The organism is Leptolyngbya sp. PL-A3, assembly GCF_039962325.1.
Lineage (GTDB): Bacteria > Cyanobacteriota > Cyanobacteriia > Elainellales > Elainellaceae > Vacuolonema.
The window spans coordinates 109,334-122,250 of sequence record NZ_JAMPLB010000011.1 but is presented as its reverse complement, the minus strand read 5'-3'; the positions used below and the strand labels follow the sequence as shown (position 1 = coordinate 122,250).

At 51.9% G+C, this 12,917-nt stretch carries 11 protein-coding genes; 6 read left to right on the top strand and 5 right to left on the bottom strand.

Annotated elements, in window-relative coordinates; translation table 11 throughout:
- Window positions 1-104: 104 nt before the first annotated feature.
- Entirely contained in the window at window positions 105-2,246 is a 2,142-nt protein-coding gene (ppk1, locus tag NDI52_RS11240) for a polyphosphate kinase 1 (protein WP_190775889.1), read from the bottom strand.
- A gap of 602 nt (window positions 2,247-2,848) precedes the next feature.
- On the opposite strand from ppk1, the gene NDI52_RS11235 reads away from it, so the two are divergent.
- Complete coding sequence (locus tag NDI52_RS11235; RefSeq protein WP_190775888.1) at window positions 2,849-3,436, top strand: chromophore lyase CpcT/CpeT; 588 nt, start codon at window positions 2,849-2,851, stop codon at window positions 3,434-3,436.
- Window positions 3,437-3,748: 312 nt separating this feature from the next.
- Window positions 3,749-4,492 (top strand): DUF561 domain-containing protein, encoded by a 744-nt coding sequence (locus NDI52_RS11230; RefSeq protein ID WP_190775887.1) that lies wholly within the window; start codon window positions 3,749-3,751, stop codon window positions 4,490-4,492.
- Between the two features lie 136 nt (window positions 4,493-4,628).
- Here the strand turns inward: NDI52_RS11230 and menA are convergent, their stop codons facing one another.
- Window positions 4,629-5,498, bottom strand: a complete 870-nt coding sequence (menA, locus tag NDI52_RS11225) for a 2-carboxy-1,4-naphthoquinone phytyltransferase (protein WP_277874386.1) — start codon at window positions 5,496-5,498, stop codon at window positions 4,629-4,631.
- Between the two features lie 387 nt (window positions 5,499-5,885).
- Between menA and NDI52_RS11220 the strand changes: the two genes are divergently transcribed.
- Complete coding sequence (locus tag NDI52_RS11220) at window positions 5,886-7,292, top strand: isochorismate synthase (RefSeq protein ID WP_190775885.1); 1,407 nt, start codon at window positions 5,886-5,888, stop codon at window positions 7,290-7,292.
- A 904-nt stretch (window positions 7,293-8,196) separates the two neighbouring features.
- The gene (locus NDI52_RS11215; RefSeq protein WP_190775884.1) at window positions 8,197-8,481 is read left to right on the top strand and encodes an Npun_R1517 family heterocyst differentiation transcriptional regulator; all 285 of its coding nucleotides are present in this window, start codon (window positions 8,197-8,199) and stop codon (window positions 8,479-8,481) included.
- A gap of 142 nt (window positions 8,482-8,623) precedes the next feature.
- On the opposite strand, the gene NDI52_RS11210 is transcribed toward NDI52_RS11215, so the two are convergent.
- From NDI52_RS11210 to NDI52_RS11200, 3 genes are all read right to left on the bottom strand, one after another.
- Entirely contained in the window at window positions 8,624-9,208 is a 585-nt protein-coding gene (locus tag NDI52_RS11210; RefSeq protein ID WP_190775883.1) for a DUF924 family protein, read from the bottom strand.
- Window positions 9,205-9,573 carry a hypothetical protein gene (locus NDI52_RS11205; RefSeq protein ID WP_190775882.1) on the bottom strand — a complete coding sequence of 123 codons (369 nt, stop codon included), beginning with the start codon at window positions 9,571-9,573 and terminating at the stop codon, window positions 9,205-9,207. The genes NDI52_RS11210 and NDI52_RS11205 overlap by 4 nt, the downstream gene beginning before the upstream one ends.
- 142 nt (window positions 9,574-9,715) lie before the next feature.
- Window positions 9,716-10,615, bottom strand: a complete 900-nt coding sequence (locus tag NDI52_RS11200; protein WP_190775881.1) for an ABC transporter permease — start codon at window positions 10,613-10,615, stop codon at window positions 9,716-9,718.
- A gap of 327 nt (window positions 10,616-10,942) precedes the next feature.
- Here NDI52_RS11200 and NDI52_RS11195 point away from each other — a divergent pair, with 327 nt between their 5' ends.
- Window positions 10,943-11,767, top strand: a complete 825-nt coding sequence (locus tag NDI52_RS11195; protein ID WP_190775880.1) for a hypothetical protein — start codon at window positions 10,943-10,945, stop codon at window positions 11,765-11,767.
- Between the two features lie 182 nt (window positions 11,768-11,949).
- Window positions 11,950-12,831 carry an MnmC family methyltransferase gene (locus tag NDI52_RS11190; protein ID WP_190775879.1) on the top strand — a complete coding sequence of 294 codons (882 nt, stop codon included), beginning with the start codon at window positions 11,950-11,952 and terminating at the stop codon, window positions 12,829-12,831.
- Window positions 12,832-12,917 lie beyond the last annotated feature (86 nt).

Sequence of the window (12,917 nt, the reverse complement as noted above, 5' to 3'; positions counted from 1 at the left end):
CCAGAACTGAGGCATGGTTGTGTGCGTTGTACACCACCATGCCTCGTTCACGATTCTTGCTTTTGGGTTGATTGGAGTGTCTACAGACCCCCATCAACCTAAATTTATCGAATCTGGCTGGCTTCTACCGCGCGCTGCATTAAAAACTCCTGAGCGTTTAAAACAGTGCCGTTATCAGGACGGCGCTGGGTGTAGGTGCCATCGGCATGTAAATCCCAGCACTGGCGATTGTCGTCCATAAAAATATCAAGCTGTTCCTTCAAATCCGCCATCAGAGCGGGGTCTTCTACGGGGGTAATGGCTTCTACCCGTCGATCCAGGTTGCGGGGCATCCAATCGGCACTGCCGATATAGACTTCCTCCTCCCCACCATTGCCGAAGTAAAAGATACGGGAATGCTCCAGGAGCCGCCCAATAATGCTGATGACGCGGATATTCTCGCTAACCCCCTCAATGCCAGGGCGGAGGCAGCAGATACCTCGAATAATCAGGTCAATTTTTACCCCAGCCTGGGAAGCTTCGTAGAGTAGAACAATAATTTTGGCGTCTACCAGCGAATTCATCTTGGCAATGATACGACCATCGCGGCCATCACGGGCATGGTCGATTTCGCGACGGATCAGGGCAGACATGCGATCGCGCAAATTGACCGGAGCGACGAGCAGCTTCCGATAGGCATGCTGACGCGAATACCCCGTCAGGTAATTGAACAAATCCGTCAGGTCAGCTCCCAACTCATCCCGGCAGCTGAGCAATCCCAAATCCGTGTATAGCCGTGCTGTTTTGGAATTATAGTTGCCCGTGCCAATGTGCACATAACGGCGAATTTCCTCATTTTCCTGGCGTACCACCAGAACTACTTTGGTGTGGGTTTTCAGACCCACAACGCCATACACGACATGCACCCCCGCATCTTCTAGCTTGCGTGCCCAGGTGATGTTGTTTTCCTCATCAAAACGGGCTTTCAGTTCTACCAGAGCCGCGACCTGTTTACCGTTCTGAGCAGCGGCAATCAGAGCGTTAACGATGGGCGAGTCTCCCGATGTGCGGTACAGGGTCATCTTAATGGCCAGCACATGGGAGTCGTGAGCTGCCTGGTAGATGAATTGTTCTACCGTAGCGCTGAACGATTCATAAGGATGATGCACGAGCAAGTCGCCATTGCGAATCACTGTAAACATATCCGGTGCTTCTTGCTCGTCGTTGGGCGATCGCAACCGTGCGGGAAGCACCGGAGGCCAGGGTTCATCCTTCAGTTCTGGCAGTGGCAATCCAGCTAATGCAAATAAGTCTTTGAGATTCAGTAACCCTTCCACTTCGTAAATGTCGCCTTCAACCAGCTCCATTTCCTCCATCAGGGTCTGCCGTATGTTCTCCGGCATAGAGGGGTAGACCTCCATCCTGACGACCGAGCCGCCAAACCGCCGCCGCCGCAATTCTTGCTCGATCGCCAGCAGCAGGTCGTCCGCTTCATCTTCACTCACCTCAAAGTCTGCATCACGCGTAATGCGAAAAGGATAATACTCCTGAATCGCCATACCTGGGAACAACACGTCTAGATTGTGCGCAACCACCTGTTCCAGCGGTATCCCTGCCCACACCATAGCGTGACCATCCTTGTCAAATACTTGTAAGTTCTCGGGTAGGGTAATGAACCGGGGCAAGCTGTTGGGGACTTTCACCCGAGCGAACCGCTCATTATCGGTTTGTGGATCTTTGACGAGTACGGCGAGGTTCAGACTCAGGTTGGAAATGTGGGGGAATGGGTGGGCTGGGTCGATTGCCAGAGGAGTGAGAACCGGGAAAATGCGCTTCTCAAAGTACTGTTGCAGATAAAGCCGCTGTTCCTGGTTGAGGTCGATGTAATTCAGTAAATAAATGCCATGGGTTTCAAGCTGAGGCCGCAAGGTTTGCTCAAAAAATCGATGCTGTTCAACCACCATGGGTCGCAGTTGTTGACAGATTTCAATGAGTTGCTGTTTGGGCGATCGCCCATCCGGTGTTAAGCGACTCACCTGCGCCTCGACCTGCTCTTTCAGGATGGCGACCCGCACCATAAAAAACTCATCCAGATTGGAGCTAAAGATAGCTGTAAACTTCAACCGCTCTAGCAATGGGGTACGAGGATCAAACGCCTCATGCAAAACCCGACGGTTAAACTCCAACCAGCTCAACTCTCGGTTGAGATAGTAAGCCGGATTACTGAGATTAATATTTTCTTGTGTTGCCTTCGCGGTTGTCGTCATCGTGCGGCCCCTACTGCGTTAGTGAAATCATCCCAAAAGGTTTTGAGGAATGGAGGTGTTGTTAAAGACATCGGGATAGAGCAAAGGATGAAGGGCAGGAGCCGAAGGAAAGACAGGTTCGCCAGAGGGCCTGGATGGGAAATGCTTCTGCTCCTTATTCCAAGGAGCTTGTTGATCCGCACGCTGCCCTCGTACATAGGGCTATTAGCGGTTAGCGTTGGAGCTCTTAGGCACTCATGCTGAACGCTCAAAAGTATTCATGCAAAATCTCCAGCAAAAGGTTTCTGATTCCTCTACTTAAGAAGCTAAACCCTTCTTTCTCAACAAGTTGCCCTAGTTCTAATTTACCGCTCCCCGCTAAGCCGTGGTCTTAAAAAGCATCAGGTGTTTTCTTGTTGGGTGATGTCCACTCCATACGCATGACCCAACAAGAAAACACCTGATGACTCCTGACCCAGCTCATAGGCTACTCCCATCTCTGCTTCCCTCTCCCACAGCCCTCAACTTCACCATTTTCCCTCCCACCTTCCGCCTCCTGCCCTCTGCCTTCTGCCTTATCATAATGACTGTCACAAAACTCTAACGAAAACCTCCTTATACCCATGACCCATGCGACGGATGTTGCCACCCTGATGCGCTGGATGGCAGCGGACTACAGCAATCAAGAGCAGGCTTTTGAAAATCCTCCCTTCTTCGCCCACATACGGGTGTGCATGCGTCCCTTACCAACAGATTTGTTGGGTACCCCGGCATTATTTTTGGAGCAAGCTTACGACATGGCGCTCGATCAGCCCTATCGAGTGCGGGTGCTGAAAATGTTGGTGGAGGACGGGCGCATCCTTTTAGAAAACTACAAAGTTAAGGATGAAGCGGAATTCTTTGGAGCCTCCCGCGATCGCACCCGGTTGGAGAAATTGACGGGCGATCGCCTCGAAAAAATGTCCGGCTGCGACATGAATGTAGAGTGGACCGGCAAGTGTTTTCGGGGGCAGGTGATTGGTAAAGGCTGTATAGTCGTGCGGAAGGATAAAACCACCTATCTGGACAACGCCTTTGAAGCGGATGGTGAAACCCTCATTAGCTACGATCGGGGCCGTGATCCAGAAACCGATGAACTGGTATGGGGTTCTGTCGCGGGGCCGTTCCACTTTGTAGCCCGTACACGCTTTGCCGATGAAGTTGCGGTCTAGTCGCCAATCTTTGCAAAAGAGAGTGGGCCAATCCCACTCTCTTTTGCTGTGTTCAGTTTTGCTGCGATCGCAGCAAAACTGAACGAGACTAGAATCAATGCTCAAACACGGTGGGCAAGCATGGAGTGTGGCACAATAATCCCTACGGTTTGCGAATCTTATTCTCTGCAACCTGGTGTTCGTTTGAAAAGCCCGTACGGTACAATCCCTGCGCTAGAGGCAAATCATGATTCGCTCTAGAGTCTTTGGGGTGCCGTTCTGGTAGCTTTCAATCGCGATCGCCCCTCACTTGAGTCATTAACGAGGACATTCATGACCATGCATCCGACGCTTCACAGTGCCTTCCACAAGCGCAACGCCCTCAAAGTTATCAGCGGTTTGACCAATTACGATATCGAGCGCGTGGCTGCTGTCGTTCTGGCTGCCGATCGCGGTGGTGCAACCTTTGTAGACATTGCTGCTCGTCCTGAACTGGTGCACCGGGCTAAACAACTGACTACTCTGCCCATTTGCGTTTCGGCGGTCGACCCTCAGGGATTTGTGATCTGCGTTAACGCTGGAGCTGACCTGATTGAAATTGGTAACTTTGATGCGTTCTACGCTCAGGGCCGTCGCTTTGAAGCCGAGGAAGTACTGGCTCTGACCCGCGAAACCCGCGCGCTGCTACCCAACATCACCCTGTCGGTGACCGTGCCCCACATCCTCACCCTGGATCAGCAAGTTGACCTGGCCCAGGCTCTAGTAGAAGCCGGTGCAGATGTTATTCAAACCGAAGGTGGCACCAGCAGTCAGCCCACTCACCCTGGCACCCTGGGCCTGATCGAGAAAGCCGCTCCTACTCTGGCAGCCGCTTCTGAAATTTCTCGGGCCGTTTCCGTTCCCGTGCTTTGTGCGTCGGGTCTCTCCAGCGTCACGGCTCCCATGGCGATCGCCGCTGGAGCCGCAGGCATCGGTGTTGGTTCTGCTATCAACCAACTCAACAGCGAAGTGGCGATGATCGCCGCTGTGCGGAGCCTGGTAGAAGCGATTTCCAACACCGTTCCTGTTCGTCGTTAATGAGAACTCGATAAACAGAAGAGGCACGGTGTAATGCACCGTGCCTCTTTTAGTTCTTCTGTGTAAATTGTTGCCTGGCTCGCAGCGATTTACGCCCTCAAAAAACGATTTATCCAGCAGGTCTTTACAGAGGGAGTTAGGTAGAGAGAGCCGCGATCGCAAACCCCGCACATAACAGTACCCCACTCCAAAAGTGAAATGCTACGGCAATAAATTTGCAGTTGCTCACTTTGTCAGGATGGTTGTGGAAGCGCCACACATGCTTACACAACTGCACCGCTGGAGGCGTACTGAGCAAAATCAGCAGCGTCCACAACGGGAAGATTTGAAATCCCAGAAACAGGCCCGCCAGGAAGAAAACACTACTGCAAATCCAGGGGAGCAGGGCTGCACCACGCTGAGTACCTAGACGAACAATGGGCGATCGCTTCCCGGCTGCAATATCGTCGTTCACCTGATGAAAGTGGGAACAGAACAGCACCAGGCTGGTGGTAATGCCCAGAATCACCGAGGCGGCCAGAGCCATGCCTGAGAAGTGCTGAGCCTGGCTGTAGTAAGCTGCTTGTACTGCCAGGGGGCCGAAGGCAAAGAAGCAGAGAACTTCGCCCAGTCCCAGGTATCCTAAGCGGAAGGGTGGCCCCTGGTAGAGATAGCCCAGGGCACAACAGGCCAGAATCAGTTGCAAGACGGTCGTATCCCGTTGCAGCAGCGCGATCGCTCCAATCCCTAAAACTCCCAGGGTCAGGCACAGATTGCCAATCATGAAAACCAGGCGACGGTTACCCGTCAAGTTGACCAGGGAGTGGTGCTTATTTTTATCAATTCCTGTGTCCGAATCGAACACATCGTTTGTGATATTTTCCCAGGCCAAAATCAGAATGGCCGAGACAAGAAAGAGTAGAAAAATCGGAAGATGAAGCGCTTCGGTTTGATAAAAGGCGATCGCTGTGCCCAGGGCGATGGGCATGATAGCCACGCTATACATCGGCGGCTTAATGGCAGCCATCCAGAGTTTTTTGGAGCGCGGTGGCGTAGCCTCTTTCTGAAAGAATCGCACCTCCCCTTTGGCCGGAGACGCGAGGGATCGAATCGGCTTAATGGTCATCCCGGTGGAAGTAAAGAACCATAATAAAAGACTGAAACCCCATCATTCTAAGGCTTATGGAAGCGCTCTCAGGTGCTTTCTGCGGGCTGGAGTGTAAAGACTTGTGACCCTTCCAATTGGGAATGGATCCGGGCACCTGGGAAATTGTGTTACCTGTAAGAGACAGATTCGCGTCGGAATGGCTGTGTGGCTTCTACGTTTGGATCATGCCCTTTCCAAAAAGGTAATGCTGAGCGCAGTTGTCGTACCCCATTCTGGGATCTGCATCCCTGACCCAGCAACGGACTCATGCCAGTTCTCCCCAATAAAACACATCCTTTCAAAGACCTTAAAACGCTCCATTGTTTCCTTTCTGAGTTTCAGCAATCACGATTCAGTACTGATACCCCAGCGATTACAACGGTCGTGTTTGACATTGACCCGGTCGACCCCCTGGCGGTGATCCAAACTGCGATTCAAAATGGTACGGCTCACTTCTATCTAGAAAAACCATCTACCCATGAGGCGATCGCCAGTTTTGGGGTTGCCCACCGGATAACGGCTGACGGTCCTCAGCGTTTCCGAACCATACAACGCCAGTTAACTGCCTGGAATGCAGCAGTGCGATCGCCCGAGGCTTTAAAGCATCAATATTTCCTGGGCAGTTTTACTTTTTTTGATCAGAATGACGCGCCAGAGTATGGGTTTCTGCCAGGGGAACTGGTCTTGCCCCAGTGGCAGGTTATTCGGCGGCAGAATCAGTACCAGGCGATCGCCCACTTGCCTCAACCGGCCTATGGCAACCTGGAACCGCTGACCGAAACGCTCTGGCATCAGTTTCAAACTATCATTCAGGCCGAGTTACGGCCCAGCCTGACTCCTGGTATTGCGCCTCTAAGTCAGTTCTGGCAGACGGATGAATTGCAGAGCTTCCCCAGCGCTGTCGTGTCAGCTCTCCAGGCAATCCAGCAGAACCAGGTACATAAGTTGGTGTTGGCCCATGCCTTGGATGTGTTTTCTCCCATCCCGTTTGATGCTGTGCAGTCGTTGCAAAATTTGCGGCAGTTGCATCCCGACTGCCGGGTGTTCTCCGTAAACCACGGGGGGAGTACGACATTTCTGGGGGCCAGTCCTGAAACCTTGGTACGCATTCGTGAAGGGCGGCTGATGACTGATGCACTGGCTGGTTCTGCTGCCCGAGGGCGTACCCTTATTGAAGATGCAGCTCTAGGGCAACAACTGCTGCACAGTCCGAAGGAACGCCATGAGCATCAGATTGTGGTGGATTTTTTGAGCGATCGCCTGACCCAACTCACTATCACGCCTCAGGGCCGCCCTACGCCTGAATTACTAAAACTCTCTAATATCCAGCACCTACATACCCCCCTTTATGGCTCCATGCCTGCTGATCTACATGCCATGGATATCCTGGCAACCCTGCATCCAACTCCGGCAGTTGCGGGAATTCCTCCGCAGACAGCGATGGAGTTGATCCAGAAGCATGAGTCCTTTGGGCGATCGCTCTATGCGGCTCCTATCGGCTGGGTGGATGCGGCTGGTAATGCAGAATTTATTGTAGGGATTCGCTCAGCCCTGCTAACAGGGCACCATGCTCGCCTGTTCGCGGGAGCAGGAATTGTTTCAGGATCTGACCCCCAGCGGGAACAGGCCGAGGTCAACTTAAAATTACAGGCCTTACTTCGAGCACTAGCATAAATTAATACCAATAAAACCTGGTAGCCTGTAGTGCCCACAAGAACAGCACTACAGGTTTTCTATTAAAGTATGTTGTTTTCTTGCTTCAGTATTCTTGAGGGTATAAAAGCTACTCTTGCTATTGAATTGTACGGAGCTATTTAACACTGAAGAATGAGTCTGAAGTGCATTAAAACCAGTATTACTACCCGCAGGCTTAAAAGTAGTTTTACTGGGCTATTTTTCAAACTTTATAAAAAGACTGTCAGTACTTTACAAGAATTTCAAGTTTTCTAACCTGATGTGTATGAAGACCTTGAAGTAACTATGTGCTATTTAAAGCTCGCAAGAAATAATTTTATTTTAGAGGGATTAGTAAATTTCCTTAGACAGTTTAAATGCTGATTATGTGCCTTTCGAAACACAGTACATAACCCCTATTACGATTGAATGATTTTGGGTTAAAACTTCTCTGTTGGTTGCCTCGCAAGGATTTCCAGCTTCTTAAGAACTATCCGGAATGAGAACAAAAATTGCCTTTTGAAGTGATTGAGGATTCCGTGTAAGTACTGAATTGAGAATTATTCAAGGTTTCTTGAAGCCGTCGTAAAGGAGGATCAAATTCCTCACAGATACTTCACTGTTTCAGTCTATTAGAGTCAAGGTGGAAATGTTATGTTCAGAATATCAACTGCCATCATTATTGTTTTGACCAAACGTTAAATTCGTTTCAATTAAGAAAGATAAAGACTTTTGATGAGTGCTATGTATCACCCTTCATGGTTCAGGGAAAACTAAATTGAAAACAGTTTTTCTTGGCGTCATTTTGGGCCGATAGGCACTGGCAAGTTCAGTAATAGGCTGGGTAATTTTCGAAGTTTCGTTGAACCTCTTCTGGTCCCATACGCTACAGATTTTTCAGACGATGAACCCTAAACCTGCAAAGCAACAGTCTGCCTCAGATGCCTCAGAAATCGGTGTTTACGATTGCGAAATTCATCTCAAGTTTCGTTTAATTGAAGAAAAAGCAGTTTTGGGCGATCGCGAGCAACTCCTCGAAACCCTCCTGGATGCCTTTGCCTGCGGCGCTGACGAATACCTGGAACACATTCAGGTTGAAGTGAACGCCCAGGAAATTTCTGAGGTTCTGGCCTCTCCTAAAATGCGCCGTCAACTAATTCGCCTGCGTAATTCTAAAGAAATGGCCTGAAGTACCCGTCAAATTGAAGAGGAGGGTGGGCTCAAAGTGCCCACCCTCCTCTTTCGTTTGTAAGAGCAGGGTTTACAGTCACAGTTATGGAGGAACGGTGGGTGCAACGCACCCACCGTTCCTCCATAACTGTGACTGTGACTTAAAATCGTGAGCCAGGTTGCTTGAGAAACACTTCCTCTTCGGGAGTGGATATCCGGCCTAAAATCTCATTGCGATGAGGAAATCGGCTAAACCGTGCAATAACATCACGATGGCGTAAGGCATAGTCGTAGGGGTCTGCCAGGGCGGGGTCTTCCTGCACGAGTGCCTCAATGAGCGCAACGGCTTTGTGCTGGTCTTCCAGAACTTCGCTATGTTCTAGCGGCAGGTAAATAAATAGCCGTTGCAGTGGGTTTAATTGTTGGTCAAAACCATGGGCGATCGCCCATTTTGCCACTCTTAGCGCCTGCTCATCAGTAGCAAAGGCTTGGGGCTTCTGACGGAAGAGGTTACGCGGAAACTGATCTAACAGCAGAATCAGGGCCAAACATGACTCTGGCTGGGCTTGCCATCCATCCAGTTCCCCTAACGCGGCCTGGGTATACAGCGTATAGAATGCGGTGCGGATGTATTCATCCACTTCTGAGCTTTTGCCAAACCAAAGCTTGCGACGCCCAGCATAGGATGTATCCTCAGAGCCTGGAGTGCCAAACCAGAAATTCAGAACAGCCTCGACCCCGCTCACAGACCATCAGGTACGGAGGTTGTAGGAGGTTCAGGCTGGGGTTGCTGCTGTTGTGGCTGTTGCAAGCGATTGCGCTGTTGTTGACGGAAAAGCTCTGCCGCATTTTGGATGTTGTTGCGCCGATCGAGCTGGATTTCTGCATTGGTGCGAGAGTTGCTGAAGTTAGCGCGATGGATCATATCCATCACGTCTCCCATATCGGCGTTATCAGAAAAGACATCACGGGCTTCTTCAGGATTGCTGAATCCATCATCGGGATTGGCAGTAACCTGGGCTGATGCCGATGGGCTCAGCCAGGCCAGCGTGGAGAGGGCGATCGCCATTCCACCACCAATCAAACCCAGGCGCACAAACGAATGCGACATTTTTTCCACCATGGTAAGGGTCTCCCAAAAAATAAAGGGGGCTCGAAACCAATCCCCCTATCATAGACGCAATTTCTCCGGTCGATGTTGCGCAAAATCTGATGGGAAGCCGTGCGATCCCACCAGATTTTCCTGTATGAGCTTAAGCAAAGTTGCGTCGGAGCAATCCACGCACTCCCAAGAGGGCGATCGCATCGAACCCTAACAGCACCAGCAACGCAACTCCCAGAGTGACAGCCCCAAAGGGAGTCTGCATGACAACGCTGCTGAGGGACCAGCTGCTATGCAGATACACATAACGGATGGGCTCGATAGCGTAGCTCAGGGGGTTGAGGCTCGCAACAACCTGTAGCCAACTTGGCATGAAGCTGAGGGGCGCGAGAGCTGTGCTCGCAAACAGCAGAGGTAGGTTAGTGACGAAAATGACGGCAATCAGTTCAATATGACCGGGTAGGGCAAAGGCCAGGCCCAGGCTGAGGGCGGTCACACCCAGTACAAGCGTCATCACGATGCCAATGACTAAAGCCAAGCCGGCCGCATCGGGAATGCCCGTCCCCAAAACTGCACCCATGACGATGATGGCGATGGTTTGCAAGAGGCTGAGGGTAGCAATGAACAAGGCTGAAGCCAGTACGATGGAGAACCGCGATACCAGCGGCGCGACCAATAACCGATTCAGAAAGCCGAATTCCCGGTCAAACATCACCGGTAAACCGGCATTCAGTGCTCCACCAAAAGCGGTGAAGACCATCACCCCGGCTCCCAAAAACTGACCGTAATTGGCACTATCCCCGAACAGACCAGGGGGGACGTTCTGAAACAGAGCGCCAAAAAGAATTAACCACATGATGGGCTGGATTAACCCAGCAATTAGCGTTGAAGGGCGTCGCTGCAACTGGATAAAGAGCCGTCGCGTGAGGGCGGCGGTTTCCTGGATAAACTCATTTAACCCGGGGGATTGAGGGGCGATCGCCGCTGCCCGGCCCGCAGGCTTCAGGGCCGATTCCAGGTTTCCGGGGGGTGGAGTAACCGTCTGACTCATGCCAAGTTCCCGTGTAATATGGGTGATCCATTAAATGGAGTTCAATTTTTAGCCTAGCGCATCCACATCCAGAACTGGCTTGCTTTCACGAAAACTGTCGCCGGCCTGTAGGAAAAAGAGGAACTTCTTTTTGTGGGAGTGGCAGCGGACCTGTCACTCCCCCACTAAATGCACGATCCTATGGCTAAACTTCAACGACGCCTCTTTTCTACCCAGCTGGCAAGGACGATAATCCTCAATTCCCCAGCAAAACCTGCTGTACCATGCAGGTAGTATGGGTTGATTTCCCGTCTGAGCATTCAGGTTAAGCATTTCAGGTTGAACACCATGTCATCCCAGATGTCTCCCCACTCCAATCCATCGCAACTCTGGCACCAGCTCTGGCAACTCGTGAGCTGGCTAGAAGAGGCTGCCGAGAAGCCGAAATATAAGGTGTGGCGGCGCTATATTCGTCGCTATACCCGTCCAGCCTGGTTGATGAGTGCGACGCTGGCTCTGGTGCTGTTATCGGTCAACACCCGCTTTGTGCTGGCCTCGGGGGCCGGAGTTGGGGCCGCTTTAACCGTATTTTATCTGGCACAGAAGCAGTGGGTCTTGCCGCCTTTCTGGCGAGAAATGGTGGGGATGCTGACTCGCAGCCGGGGGATGGCGATCGCGGCTGGATCTGTTGCTACTCTCAGTACCTATGCTGGCCTCAGCCTCAACAAACCGTTTGTTGATCCGGCAATGGCGATCGGGTTGGTGCTGGAAGGCTCTCTTCTGCTGGGCTTTTTGCTTTGGCTGAGCAGCCGTCCTGACACGCGTTCAGAGGCATCGGAAACGGTAGCGGCCGATGGCGTGGAGCATTACCTGGAGCAATTGGCAGATCCCAGCCCTCTGAAGCGGTTGCTTGCCATTCGTCAGACCACACGCCTGGCCCGTTCCTCTGAGACGCCTGCCGAGATCCGGGCTGACTTGGCAGACTGCTTTCGCATTATGCTGGCCCACGAACCAGACCCCACCGTTCAGCAGGCCCTGGCCCGGCACTTGAATCTGCTCACCCCACCTCCACAATTGGGGAAAGGGGCTGCTCCCCTGGCAACTCCCATCGTTGCTCGCCAGCCGGAACCCCTCCTCGAAAGCCGGGCAGAGTCTCAGATGGTTGTGGATTAGGTTCTGTTGCCAGTTCTTTTTGTATGCGAAGCGCGGATAAGTTTTGCCCGTTCGTTTCAAAACTCGCCCTAATATCCTATGGATCGTGCCTCCAGTAACCTGTCATTCTTTTTGTGGGAGTAGTAGTTTTGCCAGCACTCCCACAAAAAGAATGACAGGTTGTTTTGTTATTTGTGATTTCTATGGCTTTAAGCTGGACGCCTCAGCGTACCGATGACGGTTCTTTTACTTTTTTTTCTGAAGAGTTTGGCGAAGCGTTCCATAGCTCTCGGGGAGCCAGAGCTGAGGCGTTCGATAAGTTCGCAGAGGCTACAAAGCTGGTGGAGCGAGCAAAGGGCGATCGCCTCCAATTGCTGGATGTCTGCTACGGGTTGGGATACAACACAGCGGCAGCTCTGGAAACCGTCTGGGCGACAAACCCCCAATGTTGTGTCACGGTATATGGGCTAGAACTCGACCCCACGGTGCCTGAAGCAGCAACTCAACCACCTCTGGTTGACGTGTGGACACCGCCCCTCCGTTCCATCCTGCAGGAATTGGCCCACGCTCAACAATCCCAACGCCCTGAGCTAGAGGCCCATTTGCTGATTGGGGATGCCCGGCAAACGATCCAGCCACTGGCCCAATCTGGCTTTCAAGCAGATGCCATTTTCTTCGACCCCTTTTCTCCGCGTCGCTGTCCACAATTGTGGACGGTGGAGTTTTTTGCTCAGGTCGCCCAGTGTCTAGCCCCCGGTGGCATTCTTGCCACCTATTCTCGTGCAGCTTCGGTGCGGCGAGCCATGCAGTTGGCTGGATTGCACATTGGCTCCATGCCGTTGCCTGTGGGAGATGGACTGCCCCATGAATGGTCGCAGGGAACTGTTGCCAGCCTGGATGTCGTAGACCTCCCTCCCCTTTCCCCAATGGAACAGGAGCATTTGCAGACTCGTGCTGCGATTCCCTATCGAGATTTGACGTTGCAGGAGAGTCCGGAGGCGATCGCCCAACGCCATCAGCAAGAGCAAGCGGCCTCGTCACTGGAATCCACGTCTAGTTGGCGGCGACGGTGGAATATCCGTTAGTCGGATTGGTCATGTTTCAAATACGTGGATGGGATGTGGTGAAAGGAGCATCTCGTAACCCTTTCACCACATCCCATCCACGTTTC

Excerpts from the sequence above, each read along its gene's own strand:
- ppk1 (WP_190775889.1), bottom strand. The coding sequence starts at position 2,246 with ATGACGACAACCGCGAAGGCAACACAAGAAAATATTAATCTCAGTAAT.
- NDI52_RS11220 (WP_190775885.1), top strand. The coding sequence starts at position 5,886 with ATGCCAGTTCTCCCCAATAAAACACATCCTTTCAAAGACCTTAAAACG.
- NDI52_RS11235 (WP_190775888.1), top strand. The coding sequence starts at position 2,849 with ATGACCCATGCGACGGATGTTGCCACCCTGATGCGCTGGATGGCAGCG.
- NDI52_RS11200 (WP_190775881.1), bottom strand. The coding sequence starts at position 10,615 with ATGAGTCAGACGGTTACTCCACCCCCCGGAAACCTGGAATCGGCCCTG.
- NDI52_RS11205 (WP_190775882.1), bottom strand. The coding sequence starts at position 9,573 with ATGTCGCATTCGTTTGTGCGCCTGGGTTTGATTGGTGGTGGAATGGCG.
- NDI52_RS11190 (WP_190775879.1), top strand. The coding sequence starts at position 11,950 with ATGGCTTTAAGCTGGACGCCTCAGCGTACCGATGACGGTTCTTTTACT.
- NDI52_RS11215 (WP_190775884.1), top strand. The coding sequence starts at position 8,197 with ATGAACCCTAAACCTGCAAAGCAACAGTCTGCCTCAGATGCCTCAGAA.
- NDI52_RS11230 (WP_190775887.1), top strand. The coding sequence starts at position 3,749 with ATGACCATGCATCCGACGCTTCACAGTGCCTTCCACAAGCGCAACGCC.
- menA (WP_277874386.1), bottom strand. The coding sequence starts at position 5,498 with ATGGCTGCCATTAAGCCGCCGATGTATAGCGTGGCTATCATGCCCATC.
- NDI52_RS11195 (WP_190775880.1), top strand. The coding sequence starts at position 10,943 with ATGTCATCCCAGATGTCTCCCCACTCCAATCCATCGCAACTCTGGCAC.